The sequence below is a fragment of the Flagellimonas amoyensis genome, assembly GCF_003058265.1.
Classification (GTDB): domain Bacteria; phylum Bacteroidota; class Bacteroidia; order Flavobacteriales; family Flavobacteriaceae; genus Flagellimonas; species Flagellimonas amoyensis.
This window is the reverse complement of sequence record NZ_QBUK01000014.1, coordinates 45,225-71,510: the sequence shown is the minus strand read 5'-3', so window position 1 is coordinate 71,510 and position 26,286 is coordinate 45,225. Positions and strand designations below refer to the sequence as shown.

The window sequence follows — 26,286 nt, the reverse complement described above, 5'->3', positions numbered from 1 at the left end:
TATAATTTGAACAAATGAGAAAAGAACAGCACTCCAAGGGGTGGAATGAGATCAAGACGAACGATTCGTGGGCCATATTCAAGATCATGGGCGAGTTCGTCAACGGATTTGAAAAAATGAGTGTCATAGGTCCCTGTGTATCCATTTTTGGATCGGCACGGGTACGGGAAGGAAACCACTACTATGACCTGGCGGTAAAGATTGCCCAACGAATTGCCGAAGCGGGTTATGGTGTCATCACCGGTGGCGGGCCCGGAATCATGGAGGCCGGTAACAAAGGGGCCAATCTTGCCGGGGGAACATCGGTGGGACTGAACATAGACCTTCCTTTTGAACAGCATGACAACCCTTATATCGATGAGGACAAGAGTCTGGATTTTGATTATTTCTTTGTCCGCAAGGTCATGTTCGTCAAATATTCACAAGGTTTTGTGGTGATGCCCGGTGGCTTTGGTACGCTGGATGAACTTTTTGAGGCCATTACCCTGATCCAGACCCATAAAATACATACCTTCCCCATCATATTGGTGGGCACCGATTTTTGGAAAGGGCTCCTCGACTGGATCAAGAATACCATGCTGGAAGCTGGGAACATCAGTCCACGAGACCTGGACTTGATCCAATTGGTGGACACCGAGGACGAAGTGGTGGAGATCATCGATGCCTTCTACAAAGGCCGTAATCTCAGCCCCAACTTTTAATCCATACTTATTTGATAGTCCAACGGTTCTTTTTGCGATTTCCATTGCTGTTGCTGATACTGTGCGCCCCTGTTTGGGGACAGTACAAAAATGAGGTCGTGGCCACTTTGGATGGCCGGACACAGCAAATCAGGATACGTCAGCATTTCACTTATGTGAACCGTTCCGACAAAGGACTTGCCACGCTCTTTTTCAACGATTGGAACCATGCCTATTCCAACAAGAACACGGCACTGGCCAAACGTTTTGCCGAAGAGTTCAACAGGGGGCTCCATTTGGCCAAGGACAGGGAAAGGGGCCATACTACCATCAAGACCCTGGTGGATGACAAATATGGGGGACTGGATTGGAAAAGGGTCGAGAACAGGGATATTATTTCTGTTAGCTTGAACGAGATCTTAAAGCCGGGCGAATCCATACAATTGTTCTTTACCTATACCGTAAAACTTCCTTCCGCAAGGTTTACATCCTATGGGGCCACGACGAATGGAGGCTATAATCTGAAGGATTGGTACCTCACCCCGGCCGTTTTTGATGGGGAGGATTGGAGACTGTATGACAATATGAACCTGGACGACATCTACACCGATGTTGTCCAGACCACCATCAACCTTACCTATCCTGAAAAGTTGTTCCTGGCCACCAATTACAGACAATCCAGCGTGGCCCGGTTTCCGGGAGGACAGCATACGCAGCTCTTTGGCGACAACAGAAAAAGCTGTGAGATCATACTCACCGTCGAAGAAACTTTCACCAAACACGTTACCGCCCCCCTGACCGTGATCACCGATATTGAATCCAACAAATACGATAAAATATCCCAAGGAATATCCATTGACAAAATAGCCCACTTCCTCCAAGAGAATTTGGGGAAATATCCACATGAAAACCTTCTGGTAAGCGATTTTGACTACAACAGGTCGCCACTCTATGGCATAGGACAGCTTCCTTCATTCATACGGCCCTATGAAGAACAGTTCCAATTTGAGATGAAGTTCCTTAAAACGGCCATCCGCAATTATCTGGAGGAAACCCTGTTTCTCGACCCCAGACAGGAACGATGGGTCAACGATGCCATTGGGTACTATCTGATGATCAAATATGTGGAGGAACACTATCCCGACCAGAAACTGGCAGGTAAACTCTCCCGGGTCTGGGGCATCAAAAACTTCCATTTGGCGCAAATGGACTTCAATGAGCAATATGCCCTCTTCAGTATGCTCTCCGCCCGCAAGAACATCGACCAACCTTTGACCACTCGCAACGATTCCCTGATCAAGTTCAATGAAAAAATAGCCAATGGGTACAAAGCTGGACTAGGGATGTCCTATTTGGCAGCCTATTTGGATGAGAAAAAAGTGGACAGCAGTATCCTTGATTTTTATGCGAACCATAGGTTGAAGGAAAAAGTGACCTCTCATGATTTTCGGGAAACTGTAGAGAAATATGCCGACAAGGACATCAGTTGGTTCTTTGATGAATATGTCTCCACGGACAAAAAGATTGATTTCAAGATCAAAAAATTACAAAAGACCGATGATTCCATCACCCTGGTATTGAAGAACAAAAAAGGGACCAATGTGCCCATATCCCTCTTTGGTCTCCAGAACGACACGGTGGTCTCCCATTATTGGTTCACCGACATTGACACCACTAAAACCGTCACCATACCCCGAAATGGCGAGGACCGATTGGTGCTCAACTATGACCAGAAAATCCCTGAATTCAACCAAAGGGACAACTGGAAGACCCTGAACGGCTTCTTCTCCAGTAACAAAAAGTTGAAGTTCCAATTTTTCAAGGATACCGAAGACCCTTATTACAATCAGGTTTTCTATGTGCCTATTGCCAATTTCAATATTTATGACGGGGTGACGCCGGGAATGCGCCTTTACAACAAGACCTTTCTGGAACGCCCTTTCCAATATGACATTTCCCCCACCTACTCCTTTTTGGAACGTACCTTGGTGGGCAAGGCCAGTTTCAAGTACCGCAAATACCACCAAAAGACCGGGCTGTTCTACACCGACTACTCCATTTCGGGGTCTACCTCCCATTTCCAAAAGAGTTCGCGCTTTTCTACCCTTACCCCTGCCGTCAGTTTTGGATGGCGCCCAAATGACCTTTTGTCCAACCGCAGACAGTACTTGACCTTCCGGTACAGAAACGTTTTCAGGAACATCGATGACAACTTGGTGGGTGAAATAGACACAGACCCGGATTATAACGTAATGAACGTCCGCTTTGTGGATGTGGACAATAACATTCTCAATTATACCTCGTGGTTTGTGGATGCACAGCATTCCAGCGATTTCACCAAACTGGCCTTTGAAATGGAGTATAGAAAATTGTTCCACAGTAACCGACAGTTCAACCTTAGGTTCTATGCCGGAAAGTTTTTGAGAAACAAGACGGAATCCGATTTTTTCAGCTTCGCCCTGGACCGACCCACCGACTACATGTATGATCTTTCCTATTTGGGCCGATCGGAAAGTTCCGGGATCTACAGCCAGCAGATCATCATTTCCGAAGGAGGTTTCAAATCCAAATTGGAAAATCCCTTTGCCAACGATTGGATCGCCACCACCAATGCCAGCACCAATATCTGGAGATGGGTGGAAGCGTATGGGGACCTAGGGTTCATCAAGAGCAAAGGGGAAGACGCCCGTTTTGTATATGATTCCGGGGTTCGTCTCAATTTGGTCACCGACTATTTTGAACTTTACTTTCCCGTATATTCCAATAGGGGTTGGGAGATTGCACAGGACAATTACAGCCAACGGATTCGGTTTGTGGTCACCATAAGCCCCAAGACACTTACCGGGCTATTCACCAGGAAATGGTTCTGATTTTATCAAATTCACAATAACCGAATTCAAAAAGCATAAACATTTGACTAATATTCTATAATTTGATTTATTTTTTATCAAATTGTTGGTTTATTAACTTGTATTGCTATTGCTGATTTGATTGTATTTTAGTATTTTCGCAAAAACCTGCAACGGCACATGAAACCCGACCCAAGTACAAGCAACGACATTTCTTTTGAAGATTTCAGAGCGCAGATCCTCCAAGACTATGAAATTGCCGTGATGAGCAGGGAATGTAGTCTCCTTGGGAGACGCGAAGTACTCTCGGGAAAGGCAAAATTCGGGATTTTCGGCGACGGAAAGGAACTTCCCCAACTGGCCATGGCCAGAGCTTTTCAGGATGGGGATTTCAGGAGCGGCTATTACAGGGACCAGACCTTTATGATGGCCCTTGGCTTTTTGAGCCCGAAGGAATTTTTCCATGGACTCTACGCCACCACCGACGTGGAAAAGGAACCCATGAGTGCCGGAAGGCAAATGGGCGGACATTTTATCACCCATAGCCTGAACGAGGACGGTACATGGAAAAACCTTACTGAACAAAAAAACAGCAGTGCCGATATCTCCTGTACCGCAGGACAAATGCCCCGTTTGTTGGGATTGGCACAGGCTTCCAAAATATATAGGAATGTAGAGGGACTGGACCAGACCAACTTTTCCAACAATGGGAATGAAGTCGCTTGGGGCACTATTGGCAATGCCAGCACCAGTGAGGGACATTTCTTTGAAACCATAAATGCCGCCGGGGTCATGCAAGTGCCCATGGTGATCTGTGTTTGGGACGATGAATACGGAATTTCGGTCCCTGCCGAATACCATACCACCAAAGGTGACATCTCGGAAGCACTCAGTGGACTGCAACGGGACAGGGAAAATGACGGTTATGAAATCCTGAAAGTAAAGGGATGGGATTACACCGCCCTTATACATACCTTCGAAAATGCATCGGATATTGCGCGTGAGGGCCACGTACCCGTACTTATCCACGTAACGGAACTTACCCAACCGCAGGGACATTCCACTTCCGGCTCCCACGAGCGTTACAAATCTGCCGAACGTTTGGAGTGGGAACGCGAGAACGACTGCAACAAAAGGTTCAGGGAATGGATCTTGGAAAATGGCATCACCACGGAAGAAGACCTCAAAAAACTCGACAGGGAGATAAAACATAAGGTCAGGTCCGCCAAAAAAGAAGCATGGGCCGAGTTTCTCAAACCCCATTTGGAAGCGAAGAAGCAGCTTGTGCAATTGCTTGATAAGGCAGCGAACAGCAGTCCCAACCGCAATTTTATCCTAAAGATCAAAAATGACCTGATTGCCATTGAAGAACCTTTGAAAAAGGATTTGGCCGCCAAGTCCCGCCAAGCGCTCAGGTTTCTGATCGGGGAGGCTTCCGCCGAGAAAAAAGAACTGCAGGCATGGATCAACCGGTTTTTGGACGATAGCGAATATAAATTCAGTTCCCATCTCTACAGCGAACTGGATAATAAGGCTACCAACATAAAAGCCGTGCCCCCCTCCTATTCCAATGATGCAGAGGAAGTGGATGGCAGGATCATTCTGAGGGACAATTTTGATGTGCTCTTTGAGAAATATCCAGAAGCATTGATCTTTGGCGAGGACACCGGGAACATCGGCGATGTGAACCAAGGATTGGAGGGTCTCCAGAAAAAATACGGTGAACTACGGATTGCCGACACAGGAATCCGGGAAACCACCATCATAGGACAAGGTATTGGGATGGCCCTTCGGGGACTAAGGCCCATTGCCGAGATACAATACTTGGATTACATTCTATATGCCATCCAGACCTTGAGCGACGATTTGGCCACCTTGACCTACCGGACCGTCGGCAAGCAAAAAGCACCCCTTATTGTCCGTACACGGGGCCATCGGTTGGAAGGCATCTGGCATTCCGGATCACCGATGGGCGGACTTATCCATTTGTTACGTGGAATGTACATCTTGACCCCAAGAAACATGACACAGGCAGCCGGCTTCTACAATACTTTGATGAAGAGCGATGAACCGGCGTTGGTCATCGAAAGCTTGAACGGATATCGATTAAAGGAAAAGAAACCTTCCAACCTTGGCGAGTTCCATACCCCTATCGGAAAAGTGGAGACCCTGAAGGAAGGAACGGACATTACTTTGCTGTCCTATGGCTCTACCCTGCGTATCGTGGAAAGGGTGGCCCAGGAACTTTTGGAAGTTGGGATCGATGCCGAAGTCATCGATGCACAGTCCTTATTACCCTTCGATTTGGAGCACGATGTGGTGAAGAGCCTTCAAAAAACGAACAGACTGCTCATCATAGATGAGGATGTCCCAGGTGGATGTTCAGCCTACCTACTTCAAGAAATCATGGAAAAGCAAGGTGGATACCAATATTTGGACAGTGCACCACAAACCTTGACTGCAAAGGCACATCGACCTGCTTATGCATCGGACGGGGACTATTTCTCCAAACCCAACGCAGAGGATATTTTTGAAAAAGTGTACGGCATCATGCACGAGGCAGACCCAGAATCCTACCCACAGTTAAGGTAGTTTTCCCTTATCCGTCAATTCAGAACCGCATTTCGTCAATTAATGTTGTGTTATTCGGAACTTAATTTTTAATTTCACGACAACTAAATCCCCTGTGAATGAAAAACAATACCTTGGTACATTTGGGCTTGGCACTTTTAAGAATTGTTCCTTCTGCATTCATGCTGAGCCATGGCTATCCAAAACTCATGAACCTTATCAACGGAAAAACCGAATTTGCCGATCCTTTTGGTATTGGACCGGCTCCTACCCTGTTTTTGGCCGTTGTTGGTGAATTTATTTGTCCCCTTTTGATCATTATCGGATTCAAGACGAGATGGGCCGCCATACCGCCTGCAATTACCATGTTGGTCGCCGGATTCATGATACACGGTTCCGACCCTTTTGGAACAAAGGAAATGGCCTTGCTCTATTTGACCGTTTTTGTAGTGGTCATGCTATTGGGACCCGGAAAATATAGCGTGGACAAAAGCTAGTTCAAATAATTTCCGCCAGCAGTTCCTTCAGTAAATCGGATTGGTCCATATTATTGGCCCCGACCCCTTTTCCTTTTAGATCCAAGCTCCTAAGGCTTGAAATGATACCGCTCACCCTTTTCATAGGATAATTTTTTGCGGCTACGGAAAACTCGCTTACAAAGTAAGGGTTGACGCCCAGTACCTTGGCCACATTGCCTGGAGAATGGTCGTTGAGGCCGTGATATTGCAATAGTTGGGTGAAGAAGGTGTTCAAGAGCGTGACTGTCACCACAAAAGGGTTGTCCTTCGGGTTCTGCGAAAAATAATCGATGATCCGGGAGGCCTTTTTCACATCCCTTTCCCCAATTGCTTTCTTCAACTCAAAATTATTGAAGTCCTTGCTGATTCCTATGTGCTTTTCAATCAGCTCAGGCGTAATCTCCTCCGTAGGCGGCACCACTAGGGCCAATTTGTCCAGTTCATTGCTGATTTTGCTCAGGTCGGTCCCCAAAAATTCCACGAGCATTACGCAGGATTTGGGCGATATGTTATAATTTTTTCCAGCCAAGGTCCTTCGCACCCAATCCGCCACTTGGTTGTCGTACAACTTGTTGCTTTCAAAAAGCACTCCGGTTTTCTGGATGGCCTTGTAGAGTTTCTTTCGCTTGTCCAGTTTCTTGTATTTGAAACAGATGACCAGTATTGTGGTGGGTTGTGGGTTCTCGGCGTAAGAAAGAAAGTTTTCGATGTTGCGGGACAGATGTTGGGCCTCCTTCACGATAACCACCTGATGGTTGGCCATCATAGGATACCTTTTGGCGTTGGAGACCACTTCTTCCACACTGGTGTCCTTTCCATAGAGCACCATTTGGTTGAAGCCCTTTTCATCTTCCGTCAGCACATTTTCTGCAATGTATTGGGAAATCTTATCAATATAATAAGGTTCCTCCCCCATCAAGAAGTAGATGGGCTTGGGCGCCCCTTTGTTTATTTCCGATACAATCTCTTTTACCCTGTCCATTCAGAAAAAATCATCAATTTTGTGGAATGCAAGCATTGAACTTTCCCAACTATACCTTCCGAATCAAAAATAGCCAAAATAGACAGTACATCTTTGATGGCATCCGTAAAAAATTTGTAGTGCTGCAGCCGGAGGAATGGGTCAGGCAACACGTGCTGCATTACTTGGTCTTTACGAAAAATTTCCCCAAAAGCCTCATCAACGTAGAGAAACAATTGATGGTGAACGGGTTGAAAAGACGTTACGATGTGGTGGTCTTCAATCCTGATGGCACCATTTTTCTTTTGGTGGAATGCAAGGCCCCGGAAGTGAAGGTGGAGCAAGCCGTTTTTGACCAGATCGCACGCTACAACTACCAATTGAAATCAGCATACCTGATGGTGACCAATGGTTTGGAGCACTACTGTTGCGAAATGGACCATGAGAATGAAAAATATAGGTTTTTAAAGGAAATTCCTGATTTTAGCCGTTAATTTGCCACCGTTTTGAAAGTCGCCGTAGTCATACTCAACTGGAACGGGGAAGCCTTGCTCAAAAGGTTCCTGCCCACCGTCATGGAACATTCCGAAGGTGCCGATATCTATGTGGTGGACAATGCCAGTACCGATGGATCTGTTGCCTTTTTGGAAGCAAATTACCCCACTATCGGTATTGTGCGCAACACGTCCAACGGAGGTTTCGCCAAAGGCTATAACGATGGCCTGAAGCACATCGAAGCCGACATCTACTGCCTTTTGAACTCCGACGTGGAGGTCACGCCTAACTGGTTAGGTCCCATCAAGGAAGGTTTTGAAACCATCTCCGGAGTTTCTATCATACAGCCCAAGATTTTGGATTTGAAACAACGGGATCATTTTGAATATGCAGGTGCTGCAGGCGGATTCTTGGATGCATTGGGCTATCCATTCTGCCGGGGAAGGATTTTTCAGTCCATCGAAAAGGACAAGGGCCAATACGATGATGTTAGGGAAATATTCTGGGCCACGGGCGCGTGTATGTTCATCAAAAGCGAAACTTTTTGGGCACTGGGCGGTTTTGATGAGGACTACTTTGCCCATCAAGAGGAGATAGACCTTTGTTGGCGGGCACAAAATGCCGGACATAAAGTGTATTATGTGGGGAAGAGCCACATATTCCACTTGGGAGGTTCCACCCTATCCAACATGAACCCAAAGAAGACCTTCCTGAACTTTAGGAACTCCCTGTATTCCATCACCAAGAACCTTCCCCGTAAAAAAGCTTTGCCCATTGTCTTTTTACGTCTGATACTAGATGGCATAGCCGCTGCAAGGTTTGTTTTCCAACTGAAAATCAACCATTGCCTGGCCATTCTACATGCCCATATCAGTTTTTATGGTAACTTTAGGAAGATGTACAGAAAGCGCGAAAAAGCTAATTTTATATTAAAGTACCATGTGGTGACATCCATAGTTTGGTCCTATTTCGTACATCAAGTAAAGAATTTTAACATTTTAGTAAAAGATTAACGAAGCCGAAATATGGAAACCTTGCTTTTTATCTAATTTTGGCCAACATTGATTTACATTGACATATCTAACAATCCTTAAATTATAATCAGAACTATGAAAAAAGCTTTTCTAGGAACATTGGCACTGACAATTCTATTGTCTTCATGTGTATCACAAAAAAAATATGCTGAACTGGAGGCCAAACACAAAGAAACTCAAGACCTATTGAATTCAGCTACAGTAAAACTTAACGACTGTCTGGAAGAAAAAGCGACCGCAAGTTCAAGGTTGAAGACCCTTGAAGACCAAAATGCTTTCTTGAAAGCCAACAACCAAGAGCTCATCAACAACATGGGCAACTTGACAACCCTTACCACCAAAGGTGCTGAAAACCTTGAAAAATCGTTGGAGAGTCTTAAAGAAAAAGACCTTACCATCAGAAAATTGCAAGATGCCGTTACCCGTAGGGACTCTGTAAACCTTTCTTTGGTACAGAGCTTGAAAGGTGTGCTTGGAAACTTGGATGATGAGGACATCGAAATCAGCGTGGAAAAAGGAGTTGTATTTGTTTCCATTTCCGACAAACTATTGTTCAGAAGCGGAAGCTACAATGTGACCAACGCTGCAAAAGAAGTATTGGGCAAAGTGGCCAAAGTGGTAAACAACAAGCCTGATTTTGAATTCATGGTAGAAGGACACACGGACAACGTGCCGATCAAAACTTCTGAACTTGCAGACAACTGGGACTTGAGTGTGAAGAGAGCTACCGCTGTGGTTAGAATCCTTCAAAATGACTTCGGCGTGAATCCTGCTAGGATGACTGCTGCCGGACGTAGCTACTACATCCCCCTTGTTGACAATGACACATCTGCCAACAGGGCCAAGAACAGAAGGACCCGTATCGTTGTACTTCCAAAAATCGACCAGTTCTATAACATGATCGAGGAAGGAATGAAAGATCCATCCATAGGAGGTACTGGCAAATAATCCAGTAAAACATAGATAAGAAAAGCGGCCCAAAAGGCCGCTTTTTTTGTTCTATAATATTTCCAAACTTCCCTTTCCTTCCCTGACGACCAAGGGCTCGCCTTCCGAAAGGTCTATCACCGTAGAAGCGACATTGCCCCCGTACCCCCCATCAATGACAATGTCCACCAAGTTCTGCCATTTTTCAAAAATGAGCTCGGGATCCGTGGTATATTCCAAAATATCGTCATCATCCCGAATGGACGTGGAAACAATGGGATTGCCCAATCCGTTCACCAAGGCCTGTGCTATTGCATTATCGGGAACCCGGATACCCACTGTTTTTTTCTTTTTAAAATCCTTGGGGAGGTTGTTGTTTCCCGGAAGGATAAAGGTGTAAGGTCCGGGCAATGTCCTTTTCAAGATTTTGAAGGTCGAGGAATCTATCTGCCGAACATAATCGGACAGGTTGCTCAAATCTGCACACACGAAGGACCAGTTGGCCTTTTCCAACTTGATTCCCTTTATGCGGGCAATGCGCTGCAGGGCCTTGGAATTGGTAATATCACACCCTAAACCATATACGGTATCGGTGGGATAGATCACAAGGCCGCCCCTTCTGAGCACCTCCACTATCTTTTCCACCTGCCGTGGGTTAGGGTTTTCTTCGTAAAGTCGTATAAGTTCCGCCATGTCACATATGGAAGGCCGTATGCCTCCTCCCAACAAATTAACAAATATTATGGTAAACTGTCGTGGTACGTTAAATATTCTTTAATAGACCCAACCACGACTCCTTTGCCGCATCTATTGCTTGAAATGGCCCATTGGTCAATCCAAAAAGGCCATTCGTGAATTGCTCTGAAAAATCAAATTTAAAACTTTCAATTTTGTCCTATAAAAACACATCAAAAGCCCCCAAAATGATTTTCAAATATTCCCTTTTGACCATCTTCATACTAGGGTCGGCCATCATTGGTTGTGAAAACATGGCTCCCGAAAAAACAAATACCACCATAACAGGGGAAGACGTACTGGCCACCTTGGACAGTCTTTCGTACAGATTGTCTGCAAATAAATCACCCATTGGTTCGGAAGAAGTGATCCAAGTAAATGAGGATATGCGCAGGACTGTCGAAAGCATTCGCACTCCCCATCTATTGACTGAAATCGCTGAAATTTATGCGTATCAGAAGCATGCTTTCACTTTTACCCTCTCCGAAGACCAAAAAATAGGGGTGTTTTCTTGGCACACCAAAATGGATGCCACAGGAAATAGGATCAAAAACATTGCGCTCTATAATAATGGAAATGACATTGAACCCACCTCTCTGTATGACACGCCCATTACCTATGAAAAAATACATCAAGTGAAATCACACAAAGGCAAAGATTTATATATTCTACATGGACATTTGAATTCTGGGGACAGTCATTATTTCCGCCTGAATGCATATACCCTGAGAAATGGTTACATGGAAGAGGCTCCCATTTTCCCCAATAGTGAAAGTTCCCTGTCCTTTGCCCAAATCTCCAACAACCCTGAGTTGTCCAATTCTCTTGGATTTAAGGTGGAAATGAATGGAATTCGGATACTGTTGCCTGAAATACAGGATGTCCCTAGAGCCGGACACTCCCTTGCATTTAATGGAAAAAAATATTTGCCCGAACCGAAGAAGAACTAATCTCCCAATACTTCCAACTTGGCGAAACGAAGCAATAATTTCTTTACGCCACCTTGCTCAAATAGGATTTCAGCCTTTTTGTCACTGCCCATGCCTTCGATGTTGAGTATTTTGCCCCTTCCAAACCGAGTGTGGTTCACCAAGGTGCCCTCTACCAGTCCCGGGTCTATGTCGCTCCCGCTTTTTGTTGGGGCGGAAAGTTCGGGTTTTAACTTTCGTAGCTTTCGCAGCTGGTTTTCATTGGGTCGTTGGACGGACGGCGGTGTCCCATTTTGGGGCTTCACCTGGCGTAGCTTGCTCTTGTCCACATCTCCGAAAATATCAACATTGATCATGGACTTGTACCGATACCCGTCATTGACCGGAGTGAGGTTTTCCACGTATTTTTCATCGATTTCCTCCAAAAAACGGCTCGGTTCGGCATCAATGAGCTTGCCCCATCGGTAGCGGTTTTGCGTGTAGGTAAGGTAGGCCTGTTTCTCGGCACGGGTAAGGGCCACATAGAACAATCTTCGCTCCTCTTCCAGCTCGCTACGGGTGTTCATGCTCATGGCAGATGGGAACAAATCTTCTTCCATCCCCACCACATATACATACGGAAACTCCAAACCCTTTGCCAAATGGATGGTCATCAAAGCCACACGGTCATCATCGCCCACCTCCTTGTCCATATCCGTGGCCAGGGCCACATCTTCCAAGAATTCGGTAAGACTTCCCGTGGCATCCGCAAGTTCCTTTTGGCCTTCCACAAAATCCTTGATTCCGTTCAAGAGTTCCTCAATGTTCTCCATTTTGGCAATGCCCTCGGGCGTACCATCTTTTTTGAACTCCAGTAACAGCCCTGTTTTCTTGGCCACATGCTCCGAAAGCGTGAAGGCATCCACCCCTTCGTTCATGATCTGGAAACTCTTGATCATGGTGACAAAGTCATCCAACTTGCGTTTGGTCCCTGCATTGATGCTGAGGTTGAGTTTGTCCAAATGCTCCATCACCTCAAAAACGGAACGTCCGTATTGGTTGGCCGCCACAACGAGCCTGTCAATAGTGGTCTGTCCAATGCCCCGTGCAGGAAAATTGATGACCCTCTTCAATGCTTCCTCATCCTTTGGATTGATCACCAACCGCAGATAGGCCAACACATCTTTGATCTCTTTACGCTGATAAAAAGAGAGTCCACCATAGATCCGATAGGGAATGTCCCGCTTCCGCAGGGCATCTTCAATGGCCCTTGACTGTGAATTGGTGCGATAGAGCACGGCAAAATCCCCGTTTTGGAGTTGGTGCTGCATCTTGTTCTCAAAAATGGAACCCGCCACATACCTTCCCTCCTCCGCATCGGTCACACTTCGGTGTATAATGATCTGTCCCCCATCGTCATTGGAGGTCCATACATTTTTTTCCAACTGGTTCTTGTTGTTGGCAATGATGGAATTGGCAGCGTTCACGATATTTTTGGTTGATCGATAGTTCTGCTCCAAACGATACACGGCCACATCGTCATAATCCCGTTGAAAATTCAGGATATTGCTGATGTTGGCTCCCCGGAACGAATAAATACTCTGCGCATCGTCACCCACCACACAAATGTTCTGGTACCGATCGGACAGCGCTTTTACAATTAGGTATTGCGAATGGTTGGTATCCTGGTACTCATCCACCAAAATATATCGAAACCTGTCCTGATACTTCATCAACACATCCGGAAAACGGGTCAGCAGTTCGTTGGTACGCAGCAGCAGGTCGTCAAAATCCATGGCCCCGGCCTTGAAACAGCGGTCCACGTAGTTTTGGTAGATTTCCCCCATCCGTGGTCGTTTGGCCATGGCATCCGCCTCCACCAGTTCAGGGTTTTGCAGATAGGCCTTGACGGTGATCAAACTGTTCTTGTAGGAAGATATCCGGTTCTGGACCTGCTTGTACTTGTAAATATCCTTGTCCAGCCCCATTTCCTTGATGATGGAAGCGATCAAGCGTTGGGAGTCCTGGGTATCGTAGATCGTAAAATTGCTGGGGAAGCCCAGTTTGTCCCCGTCAAATCGGAGCAATTTGGCAAAAACGGAGTGGAATGTACCCATCCAAAGGTTTTTGGCCTCGGAATTCCCCACAATGGTGGCAATCCGTTTTTTCATTTCACGGGCAGCCTTGTTGGTAAAGGTAAGGGCCAGGATATTGAAGGAATCCACCCCTTGTTCCATCAAATGCGCAATACGAAAGGTAAGCACACGGGTCTTTCCAGAGCCAGCTCCTGCAATCACCATCAACGGACCGTCCTTGTGAAGGACTGGGGCACGCTGCGCATCATTCAATTCATCCAAAAAAGTACTCAATGGCCAGGGTCTTTAAAAAGTAGGCGTGAAATTAACCAATAATGACCTTTTGCTAAAATCATCCTTTCAATATTTATAAACACCGGGGCGGATGGCACTTGATTTTTAAATATATTTAAGCCTCAAGCTTTTTTCACCCTATGATCCATCGCTACTTCCCACTACTATTTTTGGTTTTCTGTTGCTTTTCTGGCCTTTCACAAGAAAAAAAGGTAGGGCCCATCATAGAAGCTTATGGTGAGGTCTGGAATATTGAAAACCCCGATTTCAAAACCGATACCGCTCAAGAATTCAAGGTGGTCTTTGATGTCATGGACAGTCCAAGTTCCCATGATGAGATCAACAAGAAACTGGAAACAGCCGCCCGATTCCTCAACATGCATGCCCAAAGTGGGGTGCCCAAATCACAACTCAAAGTCGCTATAATTGTCCATAACCAAGCCTCAAAAGATATTGCCCATGATGAGGCATACCACAAACGGTTTGGGGTCCCAAACCCCAATTCAGGCCTTATCATGGCCTTGTTGGACGCTGATGTGGAGATCATTTATTGTGGCCAATCCTCATTCTCCCGGGATTTCCCAAAGAAGGATTTGATTCCCGGCGTGAAGATTGCACTGTCGGCCATGACGGCGAGCATTCAACTACAAAATGAAGGTTTTCACCTCATTAAACTATAAATCAATACGTTATGAAATTTTACATTTCTTCTGCCTTGCTCCTGATAAGTTTTTTTGTCCATGCCCAAAACCACGGTCTGGAAAAAGAAATCGCTGCCATGGAATCCAAAGTGATCGAATGGCGGCGGGACATCCACCAGCATCCGGAACTGAGCAACCGGGAGTTCAAGACCGCGGAAAAAATAGCCGACCACCTAAGAGCATTGGGCATTGAGGTACAGACCGGGGTGGCCCATACAGGTGTTGTCGGCATACTGAAAGGCAATCGTCCCGGAAAAGTGGTGGCGCTCAGGGCGGATATCGATGCGCTCCCCGTTACCGAAAGAAACGACCTCCCGTTCAAGTCCACGGTAACCTCAGAATATTTAGGTCAAGAAGTGGGCGTAATGCATGCCTGCGGCCACGATACCCACATCGCCATTATGATGGGGGTCGCCGAGGTACTTTCCAAAAACAAGGACAAGATCCGCGGTACGGTGAAATTCATTTTCCAACCTGCAGAAGAAGGCCCGCCGCCCGGTGAGGAAGGCGGTGCCGAACTCATGGTGAAGGAAGGCGTCCTGGAAAACCCAAAAGTGGATGCGGTTTACGGACTCCATATTGGCTCTTATCTTCCCGTAGGGCAGATTGCCTACAAACCGGGCGGTGCCATGGCCGCAGCACAGCGTTTTGTGGTAACCATCAAAGGGAAGCAGACACATGGCTCTGCTCCTTGGGGCGGTGTGGACCCTATTTTTGTGGCCGCCAAAATCGTGGATGGTTTCCAATCTATCATAAGCCGTGAAATGGAACTCACCAAGGAAGCAGCAGTCATTACCGTTGGAAAAATAAGTGGTGGTGTACGGAACAATATTATTCCAGAAAGTGCAGAGCTGATCGGCACCATCCGCACCTTGGACTACGACATGCAAAAACAGATCAACGAACGCATGAAGGAAATGGCCGCCACTATTGCCAAGGCGTACCGGGCCGAAGCCACTGTGGAAATTGACAAAGGTGTCCCCATCACCTACAACGACCTCGCCCTGACCGAAGCCTCCCTTCCCAGCTTGAAAGATGTGGCCGGAGACGGCAATGTGCATCTGATCAAGGCCATCACCGGAGCAGAGGATTTTTCGTTCTATCAGGAAAAAATTCCCGGTTTCTTCTTCATTTTGGGAGGAAAAGACCCCAATGCCGGACCCAACGACCATTTCCCGCACCATACCCCTGATTTTAAAATCGATGATAGTGGACTGTTGTTGGGCGTGAAAGCCATGACAGAAATTGCATTGGATTTTCTGGACAGGACCAAATAGGCAAAAGGGTCATATTTCCAACAAAAACATTCAGCGCCCTTTATCGAGATTTATTTGGATTTTGGACCGTGGGGTAGATATTTGTAACCAGTACCTGAAAACTTTGCATGGAAACAATCTTGGATTTTTTGTTATCGATCTCTTGGTGGGGATGGATTCTTATCTTTTTATTGATCGTCGCCATCCGCGACATCTTCTTTCAAAAGGCACATACGATCAGTCATAATTTTCCGATAGTGGGCCATTTGCGGTACTGGCTGGAAAGCATTGGACCTGAAATGCGCCAATATTTTGTGGCAAACAATCGTGAGGAGCTGCCATTCAACCGCATTGAACGCAGCTGGATCTATGCCTCGGCAAAAAAGGAAAACAATTATGAAGGTTTTGGAACGGACAGGGACATCTATGCCCACCAGCACATTTTTGTAAAGAATGCCATGATCGGGTTTCAGGTCCCTGAAAAACACCCCAACATTGCCAATCCCTATTTTCTGCCCTGCGCCAAGGTGATGGGGGCCTACAACAAGCGCAGAAAACCCTATAGGCCCGCATCGGTCATCAATGTATCCGCCATGAGTTTTGGTTCCCTATCCGCTGCCGCGGTGGAATCCCTCAACAAGGGAGTTGAAAAATGTCATGCCTATCACAATACCGGTGAAGGTGGACTTTCGCCATACCACAGAAAAGGTGGAGATGTGATCTTTCACTTTGGGACGGGTTATTTTGGGGTCAGGAACAAGGAAGGAAACTTTTCCATGGAAAAAATGAAGATCTTGGTGGACGAAAATCCCTGCATCAAGGCTGTGGAGATCAAATTGTCCCAAGGGGCCAAACCCGGAAAGGGCGGTGTGCTACCAGGGGCCAAAATCACCAAGGAGCTTGCCGAGATCCGTGGGGTGGAAATCGGAAAGGACGTCATCTCCCCTCCCACCCACAAGGCATTCAGCAATATTCCAGAGCTTTTGGAACTTATTGAAGCCATTGCAGAAGAAACAGGACTTCCCGTGGGCATCAAAGGCGCTGTTGGGAAGGTGGAACAATGGGAAGAGTTGGCCGACCTGATGAAAAAGAAGGGCAAAGGGCCGGATTTCATCACCATTGACGGTGGCGAAGGAGGAACCGGTGCTGCACCTCCCAGTTTCGCGGACCATGTCTCCCTGCCATGGACCTATGGTTTCACTTCGATTTATAAAATCTTTTTGGACAGAGGGCTCACGGACCGCATCGTGTTCATCGGTAGCGGTAAATTGGGTTTTCCGGCGAAAGCGGCCATGGCCTTTGCCATGGGAGCGGACTGCATCAACGTGGCCCGGGAGGCCATGATGAGCATAGGCTGCATCCAAGCACAGGTTTGCCATACCAACCGATGCCCTTCGGGCGTGGCCACCCAGAGCAAATGGCTCCAGAACGGAATCAATGTGCCCTTGAAATCGGATAGGTTGGCCCAATACTTCAAAACCTTCAGAAAGGAGCTGTTGGAAATTACCCATGCAGCCGGATATGAACACCCGTGTCAATTTCATATGGAAGATATCCAAGTGAACGTGGACGATGATTATCTTAGCAGCAATTTAAGAACGGTCTACAAATACCAGAAAGAGCAAGTAGGGTTCCAATCCATGCAGGAACTTTACGATTGCCAACACCTGGGCGGTAAACCAACATATGAAAAAACATTATAACTTAGCCCCCAAATATTTTACCTTTTATGAAAACTAGATCATCCATCATACTATTGCTTGTTCTTTCCACAGGAGTGTTCGCACAGAAAAAAAGTGACCTGATTGCCGAAATCGACAACCTAAAATCCAAAATATCCGAAGTGGAACAGGATCTGGCCAAGGCCAAGCGCGAAATTTCGTCCAGCAACGCAAAAGCAGAGACCCTGGAAACCGAAAACATTGGGCTCCGCGATGCGAACGCCACGCTTTTGGGCAACTTGAGCAATTTCTCAGAGCTCTCCAAGCAAAACTCGGAGAACGTGAACAAGGCCATGGCCGCCCTTGCCCGTAAGGAAAAACAACTTAGCGGCATCAACGACATGATTTCCGCCAACGATTCCACTGCCATTGTTTCCCTGACCCGGATAAAACAGACCTTGGGCGAAAATGCCAACGTCAATGTTGCCGAAGGCGGTATCGTCATTTCCAATAAACTGGATGTCCTTTTTGGTTCGGACACTTCCACAAAGCTAACGGAGGCCGGAAAGGCGTGGTTGGTAAATGTGGCCAAAGTCATCAAGTCCAACCCATCCTTCAGGACCCAAGTGGAAGGACTCAACATTACCGGGGAGTTCGGCCCTACTTTTGACCAGGCGTCCGCTGTTGCCAAGGAGTTGGTGGATGTGCTTCAAATCCCTTCGGACCAAATCAACATCTCCGTAAAGGATGGCAACTTCAAGGAAGGCATCAACATAAGGTTACAGCCCGATTACAAAGGTTTTTATGCCAAGGCCAAGGAAAGTGCCAAAGCGGCACAATAAGGCACTCTGAAATACTTTTTGGGATTTTGGTGCGTTCATGGTAATGTAAAATCAATAAAAAACCAACTATCCTATGAGTGGAGATGAAATCCTTCAGCTATTTGCCTATTTATTGCCTGCCGTTGTGACCGGTGTGATCGCGTTCTATTTTTTCAGGTTGCACACCCGAAACGAAGAAGGCCGAAGACGCTTCCTGTTGCACAAGGACTCCCAAAAAGATACACTTCCGGTTCGCCTACAGGCCTATGAACGAATGGCCCTTTTTCTGGAGCGTATCACCTTGAACAGCCTTGTGGTAAGGGTGGCCCCAATCAGCAAAAGCAAAAGTGATTACGAGAATTTGTTGATCAAACAGATCGAGACCGAGTTCGAGCACAATCTTTCACAACAGATCTATATGTCCGATGAATGCTGGAACATCATCAAAACGGCCAAAAATGCCACTATCCAGATCATCCGATCTGCCGGGATGAGCGAGACGGATTCCCCTGACAAACTTCGGGAGGACATCCTCAACCAGACCATGGAAAAGCAATCACCTTCCAATACCGCATTGGCCTTCGTGAAAAAAGAGGTGGGAGATCTTTGGAACTAATGTTGTCCAAAAAGCATTCATTTCCAATAAAAGGACTGGGGTTTATTCCTGATGTTCAGGGTCGATAGGACTGGTTTCCTCGTTCTTGTTCTTGGCATACAGATAGCCCCGTTTCCACCACAAGGTCATCCGTTCCTTATTGAACACCAATGAATTGGTGGTAAGCACCGTTGGGGTGTAATAAAAATTGATGATGGCATCCTTTTGACTGGCCACCAATTTACCAATACGGATATTCTGGTTCTCGATCCTGTCCAACATAAAACTGAAAATGGTGGTGATCAGGTCGAACGGGTTTTTGGAGGACATGCGGTTCATGTAGTTCACCTCGGTGTGCAGGACCACCACATCCACTTCGGTCGCCCCACGGTTAAAGGCCTCTTCGATAGGTACCAGACTACCCAGACCGCCATCGGCATATTCGCAGCCATCTTTCTTGACCAAACTCATAAAGGGTGTGTAATTGGAGGAAATCCAGATCCAATCGCAGAATTCGTCATAGGTACACTCGTTCACAGACTTATATTCCACTTGGTTCAGTGATAAATTGGACACCGTCACCACCACATCCGCATGGCTTTCCTTGAGTTCATTGAACTCTTCCACGGTAATGGACTGTCGAATGAGTTTTCGGAGGTTCTCGCTTTCCCCAAAGGTCTTTTTCCCTCGGATGAAATTTTTCACCACGTTCCAGTGGTTTATGGCAATGACCTCCACCCCATTCTTCTTTTTGATGACAAACGGACAGTTGTTGAAAATACTATCTTGATTCACAGAGGAGTAGATTTCCTTGATCTTGTCCAATTTGTTCAGTGCCAAGTGCGAAATCAAAAGACTGCCCGTGGAAGTGCCCACAAAAAGATCATATTTATGCTGCGCCTCTTGGATCAGAAATTGGGCCACACCACCTGCAAAAGCACCTTTGCTTCCTCCTCCTGAAATGACCAATGCCCTCATTCTCCCAAAGTTTTGTCCAAATATTGCTTTTCTTGTTGGTTCAGCAATGGATAAATTGCCTTTACCCGGGCCAAACCGTCTTTGTTCTTTAAAAATTCCTTCAAAATATCCCTAGCTGATTTTTTAAAATGCCACACATGGTGGCCACAGGCCTCCACCAAATTTTTTAAGGTCTCATCAGTATACCCTCCTATGGTGGTCAAGTATTGGAAGACCAACAAGCGGGTCTCAAAATGGTGCTCGGGGCCTGTGTACCCGTTCAATTCCTCAAAATAGGAAGGTTTCATTCCCGGATTGTAGCCCGGGGTCACCAACGCCAAGGTCAACCACAACACCCGCAAGTTCTTATTGGGAAACCCCTCCAATTCTTCGGTATCATCAAGGTATTTTTCCCTATTGTCGGGAAAATCTCCCCAGAGTTTGTACAAAGCACTTTCTATCGTCGTGTAGCTTTGGTCCAAAAGAAGGCTTTCTGCCTCTTTTTGTATTTCCGCAGGTATTTTTTCCAGAGAAAGAATAACAGCCTGTCTCACGTTGAGGTCGCCCGTACGGAGAATGGTCGATAGGAACTCGGGCGAAAAATGGTTTGCGTACGCCAAGACCAGATGTTGTTTCAGTTGGCTGGAGCCTAAGGAGTCCCAGACGTCCTCCAACTGATTTCCAGCTGTTTCCGGTCGTTCCCCTATTTTTTCCTTCAATTCAAAAAAGCGCTTGATGGAGGTATTTTTTTTCATCAAAAACGATTGGACTTCGGCATATCGGAAATTGGGGTCTTCCAGCCACTCCTGTTCAAAATTGGAAAGGTCCATGCCTGAAACGTTTTCCATTTCCTCCATAAAATTGGGAATGGTCACATTTTGATAGGCATATTTTTGGAGATAGTTGCGGATGCCCTGCTTGAAATTGGAGTCCCCCACCCTTTCATGCAGCATGGCCAAGGCCCAGGCTCCTTTTTCATAAAACGTGAGGCTGCCCGCACCTGGGTTCCTGAGTGCCTCGCCCTGGTCGTCCTCCGAAATGCTTTTCAAAGCTTCGGCCGTTCCCAACAAATGCCAATAGAAATGGTCTTCCCCGAATAAATCTTTCTCGGCCAAATAGGCATAATACGTGGCAAAACCTTCGTGCAGCCAGTGGTGCTCGCTACTGGTTTCGGTAACAAGATCGCCAAACCATTGATGGGCCAGTTCATGCGCGTTGACATTCACGTAGTTTTTGTCCACAAAAGCCGTGGAGTCAATCACGTATTGGTTGGAAAAAATGGTGCAGGTGGTGTTTTCCATGCCTGCATATAAAAAATCCTGAACAGGTACCTGTTTGTAATTCTGCCACGGATAAGGCACACCGATTTCCTTCTCCAAAAAGTCAAAAATATGTTGGGTATGGCGGTAGGTGGGCTCTACTTTTAGGCTATCCTTGGGTTCGTAATACAGTTCAATGGGCACTCCGGACGAAGATTTGAGCTCTTTTTTATGGAAATCCCCAATGGCAAAACCGACGAGATAACTGCTCATGGGTTTTTGCATGTCAAAAGAAGCCAAAACCCCTCCTTTGTGGTTACTAGCTACTTTCGTTAGATTTCCATTAGCAATCAAACTTCCCTTTAGTGGGTATGATATATTTAAATCAAATTCAATCTTGTCCGTCATATCATCCAGGCTGGGCAACCAGTGACTGGTATATTTTCCCTGACCTTGCGTCCAAATCTGTTCATTTCCATCAATTCCATCATCCCACCCTAAGAAGTAGACAGTTTGTTTAGGAAACGTATTGTAACTGATGACCAAATAATGAGTATTTCCCTTTTTCAGCTTACTTTTAACAGTTAATTTTTCCCCATCATAGTTTGAATCAACTCTTTTCAAATCCAACATAACTGAAGTGAAATCTATTTTTTTGGAATCAATGAAAATTGAATCTACATCATCCAGCACTTTGAATTCATATCTAACTGTCCCAGAAATCTTCTTTTCTTTGGGATTTGGTTCAATATAAACTTCCGCCCGGATAAAATCCACCTTATCCTGAACTTGGGCGTTCAGTAAATGCACAAATAGGAAAAAAGTAAGAGTCGGGCTCAGCTTCATGCCATCATCGTATCAAAAGTCCTTCCAAATTACATATTTTAGTTCGATGAATCCCAATTTTCTACAAACTCCCATAGCCTATCTCAAAGGTGTCGGTCCCAGCCGGGCCGATGTTCTAAAGGCCGAACTGGGCATTGAGACCTATCGGGACCTGCTCCATCTTTTTCCCAACCGCTACTTGGACCGCACCAGTTATTACAAGATCAACCAATTGCAACCCAGTGGTGCCGATGTGCAGGTGGTCGGGAAGATCATCCACCTGAAAATGGTGGAACAAAAGCGAGGCAAACGGCTAGTGGCCACCTTTGTGGACGAAACGGGACAAATGGAACTCGTTTGGTTCCGCGGCCATAAATGGATCAAGGAAAGTTTGAAAATCAACGAACCCTATGTGGTGTTCGGTCGGGTTTCGCAATACGGCAGCACGTTTTCCATACCGCACCCGGAAATGGAACTGTTGCACAAACACCAGCAAGGGCTGAAAATTGCCATGCAGCCCATCTTTCCATCCACCGAAAAGCTGAGTGCTTCGGGAATTACCAACAGGGTGGTTTCCAAAATGGTGCAGCAACTCTTGTTGGAATCCAAAGGCTATTTTCCTGAATCATTGTCCAAAGATATTCTTGAAGAGCTTCGGCTGATCCCGAAGGCGGAGGCATTGTTCAACATCCATTTTCCCAAAAACCAAGAGCTTTTGGCGCGGGCACAATTCCGGTTGAAATTTGAGGAACTGTTTTTTGTGCAGATGCAATTGATTTCCAAAAAAATGCTCCGCAAACAAAAAATCAAGGGATTGCCTTTTGAAAATGTGGGGGAACATTTCACCACTTTTTTTGAAAACCACCTTCCCTTTGAACTCACGGAAGCCCAAAAACGGGTCATCAAGGAAATCCGCAACGACATGGGCAGCAATGCGCAAATGAACCGCTTGTTGCAGGGTGATGTAGGGTCCGGGAAGACCATCGTGGCGTTGATGTGCATGCTATTGGCCATCGATAATGGGTTCCAAGCCTGTTTGATGGCCCCTACGGAAATTTTGGCGACCCAGCATTACAATGGACTCAAGGAACTTTTGGTGAACATGGACATCAAGATTGCCCTGTTGACGGGTTCCACTAAAAAATCAGAGCGGACCTTATTGCATAACCAATTGGAAAACGGCAACCTGAACATTTTGGTAGGCACCCATGCCATTTTGGAGGATAAGGTCCAGTTCCACAACCTAGGACTGGCCATTGTGGACGAGCAACACCGCTTCGGGGTGGCCCAACGGTCCAAATTGTGGCATAAAAGTAGCCCAAAAGGCGGAGGGGCACCACCTCACATTTTGGTGATGACGGCAACCCCTATTCCCCGAACCTTGGCCATGAGCTTGTATGGGGATTTGGATGTTTCGGTCATAGACGAGCTGCCCCCCGGTCGAAAACCTATTACTACCGTACATCGATTTGATAACAATCGCCTAAAAGTGTTTGGCTTCCTCAAAGAGGAAATCAAAAAAGGCAGGCAGGTGTACATCGTATATCCGCTGATCCAAGAATCGGAAGCGATGGATTACAAGGACCTGATGGACGGCTACGAAAGCATTGCCAGGGATTTTCCGCAACCGGAATATCAGATTTCCATTGTGCACGGACAAATGAAACCTGCGGACAAGGACTATGAAATGGAGCGCTTCGTAAAAGGCGAGACCCAGATTATGGTGGCCACTACGGTCATCGAAGTCGGGGTGAACGTGCCCAATGCCTCTGTGATGATCATTGAAAGTGCGGAACGCTTCGGGCTCTCACAGTTGCACCAGTTACGTGGGCGTGTGGGCCGTGGTGCCGAGCAAAGTTTCTGCATTTTGATGACGGGCCACAAACTGTCCGAAGACGCCAAAACCCGTTTGCAGACCATGACCAGCACCAACGATGGCTTCGAAATTGCAGAAGTGGACCTTAAACTTCGCGGTCCGGGCGATTTGATGGGCACCCAGCAGAGTGGTTTGCTCACCCTGAAGATTGCGGACATCGTCAAGGACAACCAAATTTTACAGACCGCTCGGTATCATGTCCTGCAATTGCTGAAAAACGACCCCAAACTGGAAAAAGAGGAAAATGCACCTGTGCTCCGGGCCTTTACCCGAATGATGGCCCAAAAGACGATTTGGAACTATATCAGTTGAGCAAACCGGGCGCATCCCAAAAATAAGATCTTATCCTTTTCCAACAATTTTAGGAAAGTTGTTCAATATCTGCCAATCCGAGCTTTTCTTGACGACCACAATCACAGAATTGAACAACAGCGCCTCGCTTTCCAAAGTAACATTCACCACAGCTAAATGGCTTCCGTATTCTTCAATGGTGTTAATCTCCATGGTTCGAGGTAATCCTCCAAACGTTTTCTCCTCTACCAATCGTTTATATTCTTCCTTGGAGAACTGGTATAGGCCCTGATTATCGAAAAAACCATCTTGCACATTTTGATAATCTTTGTGCAACACTCGATCCAGTAGTTGGATATCGTTCGTGTCCCCTGCCCCGATAAAATCTTTTACGGCCTGCTCTATTTGAATGGTCTGATTCATATCATTTGTTCTATTTGATTTATATAATGTATTTCTTGGTCCAAAATGAAATCCGCCGATGCGGTCCCATTTATGGAAACCACTTTAACGTCTTCAATCCCGACAAAGCTCAATAGTTGTTGTAGGTATTGCTCAAAAGGTTCGGATATTTCTGGATCGGTCTTTTTTCCTCCCATCGAGGTGATCAGGTAGGCCTTTTTGTTTTTCAACAGACCCTCATAGCCTTGGTCGCCATGATATCGAAACGTTTGATTCACCCTGATGATATGGTCAAAATAGGATTTCAGTGTGGAAGGAATTCCAAAATTGTACATCGGACAGGTCAGCAACAACACATCACTTTCCCTTATCTCATCACAGAGCATGTCCGAAGTCTCCAGTAATCCATCATCTTCGGTGTCGGCAAAAAAGGCCTGTGTGACTTCTTGGGTCAAATGGGGTATCCGTTCCTTGTTGAGGTCCCTATAATTGATCTTTGAACCGGGGTTCCTTTCTTTCCACATTTGAAGAAAAATGTCCCCATACTTGCGGCTAAACGATCCTTCTTCCCGTAGGCTACTGTCAATTCTTAATAAAGTTTGCATCATGTTTTTTTATTGAAGACAATCCCAATGAAAAAAACGTGACAGCTTACCGGACTTTTAGCAATTTTAATTTTTGTGGATCTACAATGGAATACAGGCTGGCAATGCGATGGTTATCACAAACCAAGATCTGGCAATTATAGACCTTGTCATTTTCATGGAAGACGACCGCAGGTTGATGATTGATTTCGGTGATAAAGTATTTTTTGTCCTGCAAGAACAGTCCATACACATTTTGGAGCAGTTTTGCCGTACTGTTGGCCCCAACTAGGCTTCCTGTGATGACCTTGACAGTGCTGCCTCCGTCGGCCATGAGTTCGATATCCCCTACCAACAATGATTCAAGTTTGTCCAGATCTGCATTAGCAATGGCATTTATGTAGGCTTCCAGCACTTCTGGCTCCTTTCTTTTTTCAATATAGTTGGTCTTCTTTAGTGATTTCTTTGCCCGAAGGAACAGTTGCCTCGAATGATCGGTCTGGATATCCAATACATCCGCAATCTCTTTGTGCTTATAGGCAAAACCCTCTTTCAAGATGAACACGGCACGTTCCATTGCGTTCAGCTTCTCCATCAGCACCAAAAGGGAATACGAAGCTGTTTGCTCCTTTATGATATGGCTATCGGCCTGGTTCAGGTCCACAGGGTCGGGAAGCCATTCGCCATATTTGGACTTGTAGGATTTTCGTTTTTTCAGGTTTATGGCATGGTTCATCACCGATTTGATCAGATAGTTCCGTTCATCCTCAATATGTGATCTATCGGCTCCTATATATTTTTCAATAACATCCTGAACCACATCCTTGGCATCTTCCATGGAGCCTGAAATATTATAGGCATAGGTTGTCAGGGTTTTATGAATGTTTTCCATTGGGGTTTTATATAGGAAAACAAGATAGCAGTATAAAACGTGACAACATAATCGTTTTTTTTCAGGAAAGGGTCCGATTTATATGAAAAAAACGGAGGGTCAATTCTTCGGTTGTGATA

Annotated in this window: 22 protein-coding genes; 14 read left to right on the top strand and 8 right to left on the bottom strand. The window is 46.1% G+C overall.

All coding sequences use genetic code 11. The features are described from left to right. Positions 1–14 precede the first annotated feature (14 nt). From DB398_RS17085 to DB398_RS17070, 4 genes are all read left to right on the top strand, one after another. Entirely contained in the window at positions 15–701 is a 687-nt protein-coding gene (locus DB398_RS17085; RefSeq protein WP_108425674.1) for an LOG family protein, read from the top strand. Between the two features lie 32 nt (positions 702–733). Beyond that, on the top strand, positions 734–3,550 hold the full coding sequence (locus DB398_RS17080) for a gluzincin family metallopeptidase (RefSeq protein ID WP_234416363.1): 2,817 nt from the start codon (positions 734–736) through the stop codon (positions 3,548–3,550). A gap of 159 nt (positions 3,551–3,709) precedes the next feature. Next, complete coding sequence (locus DB398_RS17075; RefSeq protein ID WP_108425673.1) at positions 3,710–6,121, top strand: alpha-ketoacid dehydrogenase subunit alpha/beta; 2,412 nt, start codon at positions 3,710–3,712, stop codon at positions 6,119–6,121. Positions 6,122–6,219: 98 nt separating this feature from the next. Then, positions 6,220–6,597: a DoxX family protein gene (locus tag DB398_RS17070; protein ID WP_108425672.1), complete on the top strand. Its 378-nt coding sequence runs from the start codon at positions 6,220–6,222 to the stop codon at positions 6,595–6,597. Between the two features lies 1 nt (position 6,598). Here DB398_RS17070 and holA read toward each other — a convergent pair whose 3' ends face one another. Then, a complete protein-coding gene (gene holA, locus DB398_RS17065; RefSeq protein WP_108425671.1) occupies positions 6,599–7,600 on the bottom strand; it encodes a DNA polymerase III subunit delta in 1,002 nt (333 codons plus the stop codon). Positions 7,601–7,626: 26 nt separating this feature from the next. On the opposite strand from holA, the gene DB398_RS17060 reads away from it, so the two are divergent. The 3 genes from DB398_RS17060 to DB398_RS17050 all read left to right on the top strand — a co-directional run bounded on the left by DB398_RS17060 (position 7,627) and on the right by DB398_RS17050 (position 10,056). Beyond that, positions 7,627–8,073, top strand: a complete 447-nt coding sequence (locus DB398_RS17060; RefSeq protein ID WP_108425670.1) for a type I restriction enzyme HsdR N-terminal domain-containing protein — start codon at positions 7,627–7,629, stop codon at positions 8,071–8,073. A 12-nt stretch (positions 8,074–8,085) separates the two neighbouring features. Further along, complete coding sequence (locus tag DB398_RS17055; protein WP_108425669.1) at positions 8,086–9,087, top strand: glycosyltransferase family 2 protein; 1,002 nt, start codon at positions 8,086–8,088, stop codon at positions 9,085–9,087. 96 nt (positions 9,088–9,183) lie between these two features. Continuing rightward, positions 9,184–10,056 carry an OmpA family protein gene (locus DB398_RS17050; RefSeq protein ID WP_108425668.1) on the top strand — a complete coding sequence of 291 codons (873 nt, stop codon included), beginning with the start codon at positions 9,184–9,186 and terminating at the stop codon, positions 10,054–10,056. 51 nt (positions 10,057–10,107) lie between these two features. On the opposite strand, the gene DB398_RS17045 is transcribed toward DB398_RS17050, so the two are convergent. Continuing rightward, entirely contained in the window at positions 10,108–10,728 is a 621-nt protein-coding gene (locus tag DB398_RS17045) for an L-threonylcarbamoyladenylate synthase (RefSeq protein WP_108425667.1), read from the bottom strand. Between the two features lie 230 nt (positions 10,729–10,958). On the opposite strand from DB398_RS17045, the gene DB398_RS17040 reads away from it, so the two are divergent. Next, positions 10,959–11,720, top strand: a complete 762-nt coding sequence (locus DB398_RS17040; RefSeq protein ID WP_108425666.1) for a hypothetical protein — start codon at positions 10,959–10,961, stop codon at positions 11,718–11,720. Here the strand turns inward: DB398_RS17040 and DB398_RS17035 are convergent. Beyond that, positions 11,717–14,047: an ATP-dependent helicase gene (locus DB398_RS17035; protein ID WP_108425665.1), complete on the bottom strand. Its 2,331-nt coding sequence runs from the start codon at positions 14,045–14,047 to the stop codon at positions 11,717–11,719. The genes DB398_RS17040 and DB398_RS17035 overlap by 4 nt on opposite strands. Before the next feature lie 140 nt (positions 14,048–14,187). On the opposite strand from DB398_RS17035, the gene DB398_RS17030 reads away from it, so the two are divergent. From DB398_RS17030 to DB398_RS17010, 5 genes are all read left to right on the top strand, one after another. Next, positions 14,188–14,727: a DsrE family protein gene (locus DB398_RS17030; protein WP_108425664.1), complete on the top strand. Its 540-nt coding sequence runs from the start codon at positions 14,188–14,190 to the stop codon at positions 14,725–14,727. Positions 14,728–14,738: 11 nt separating this feature from the next. Beyond that, a complete protein-coding gene (locus DB398_RS17025) occupies positions 14,739–16,025 on the top strand; it encodes an amidohydrolase (protein ID WP_108425663.1) in 1,287 nt (428 codons plus the stop codon). 107 nt (positions 16,026–16,132) lie between these two features. Then, positions 16,133–17,707, top strand: a complete 1,575-nt coding sequence (locus DB398_RS17020; protein ID WP_108425662.1) for an FMN-binding glutamate synthase family protein — start codon at positions 16,133–16,135, stop codon at positions 17,705–17,707. 26 nt (positions 17,708–17,733) lie between these two features. Further along, positions 17,734–18,507 (top strand): coiled-coil domain-containing protein, encoded by a 774-nt coding sequence (locus tag DB398_RS17015; RefSeq protein WP_108425661.1) that lies wholly within the window; start codon positions 17,734–17,736, stop codon positions 18,505–18,507. A gap of 73 nt (positions 18,508–18,580) precedes the next feature. Further along, positions 18,581–19,102: a DUF7935 family protein gene (locus DB398_RS17010; protein WP_108425660.1), complete on the top strand. Its 522-nt coding sequence runs from the start codon at positions 18,581–18,583 to the stop codon at positions 19,100–19,102. 42 nt (positions 19,103–19,144) lie between these two features. Here the strand turns inward: DB398_RS17010 and DB398_RS17005 are convergent, their stop codons facing one another. Then, entirely contained in the window at positions 19,145–20,059 is a 915-nt protein-coding gene (locus DB398_RS17005) for a patatin-like phospholipase family protein (RefSeq protein WP_108425659.1), read from the bottom strand. Further along, entirely contained in the window at positions 20,056–22,143 is a 2,088-nt protein-coding gene (locus tag DB398_RS17000) for a M1 family metallopeptidase (RefSeq protein ID WP_108425658.1), read from the bottom strand. The genes DB398_RS17005 and DB398_RS17000 overlap by 4 nt, the downstream gene beginning before the upstream one ends. A 46-nt stretch (positions 22,144–22,189) precedes the next feature. Between DB398_RS17000 and recG the strand changes: the two genes are divergently transcribed. Beyond that, positions 22,190–24,310 (top strand): ATP-dependent DNA helicase RecG, encoded by a 2,121-nt coding sequence (gene recG, locus DB398_RS16995; RefSeq protein WP_108425657.1) that lies wholly within the window; start codon positions 22,190–22,192, stop codon positions 24,308–24,310. A 30-nt stretch (positions 24,311–24,340) separates the two neighbouring features. Here the strand turns inward: recG and DB398_RS16990 are convergent, their stop codons facing one another. From DB398_RS16990 to DB398_RS16980, 3 genes are read right to left on the bottom strand one after another with little or no spacing between them, the layout of a single operon-like run. Beyond that, on the bottom strand, positions 24,341–24,712 hold the full coding sequence (locus DB398_RS16990) for a nuclear transport factor 2 family protein (RefSeq protein ID WP_108425656.1): 372 nt from the start codon (positions 24,710–24,712) through the stop codon (positions 24,341–24,343). After that, the gene (locus DB398_RS16985) at positions 24,709–25,299 is read right to left on the bottom strand and encodes an FMN-dependent NADH-azoreductase (protein WP_108425655.1); all 591 of its coding nucleotides are present in this window, start codon (positions 25,297–25,299) and stop codon (positions 24,709–24,711) included. The genes DB398_RS16990 and DB398_RS16985 overlap by 4 nt, the downstream gene beginning before the upstream one ends. A gap of 43 nt (positions 25,300–25,342) precedes the next feature. Beyond that, the gene (locus DB398_RS16980) at positions 25,343–26,167 is read right to left on the bottom strand and encodes a sigma-70 family RNA polymerase sigma factor (protein WP_108425654.1); all 825 of its coding nucleotides are present in this window, start codon (positions 26,165–26,167) and stop codon (positions 25,343–25,345) included. Between the last annotated feature and the right edge of the window lie 119 nt (positions 26,168–26,286).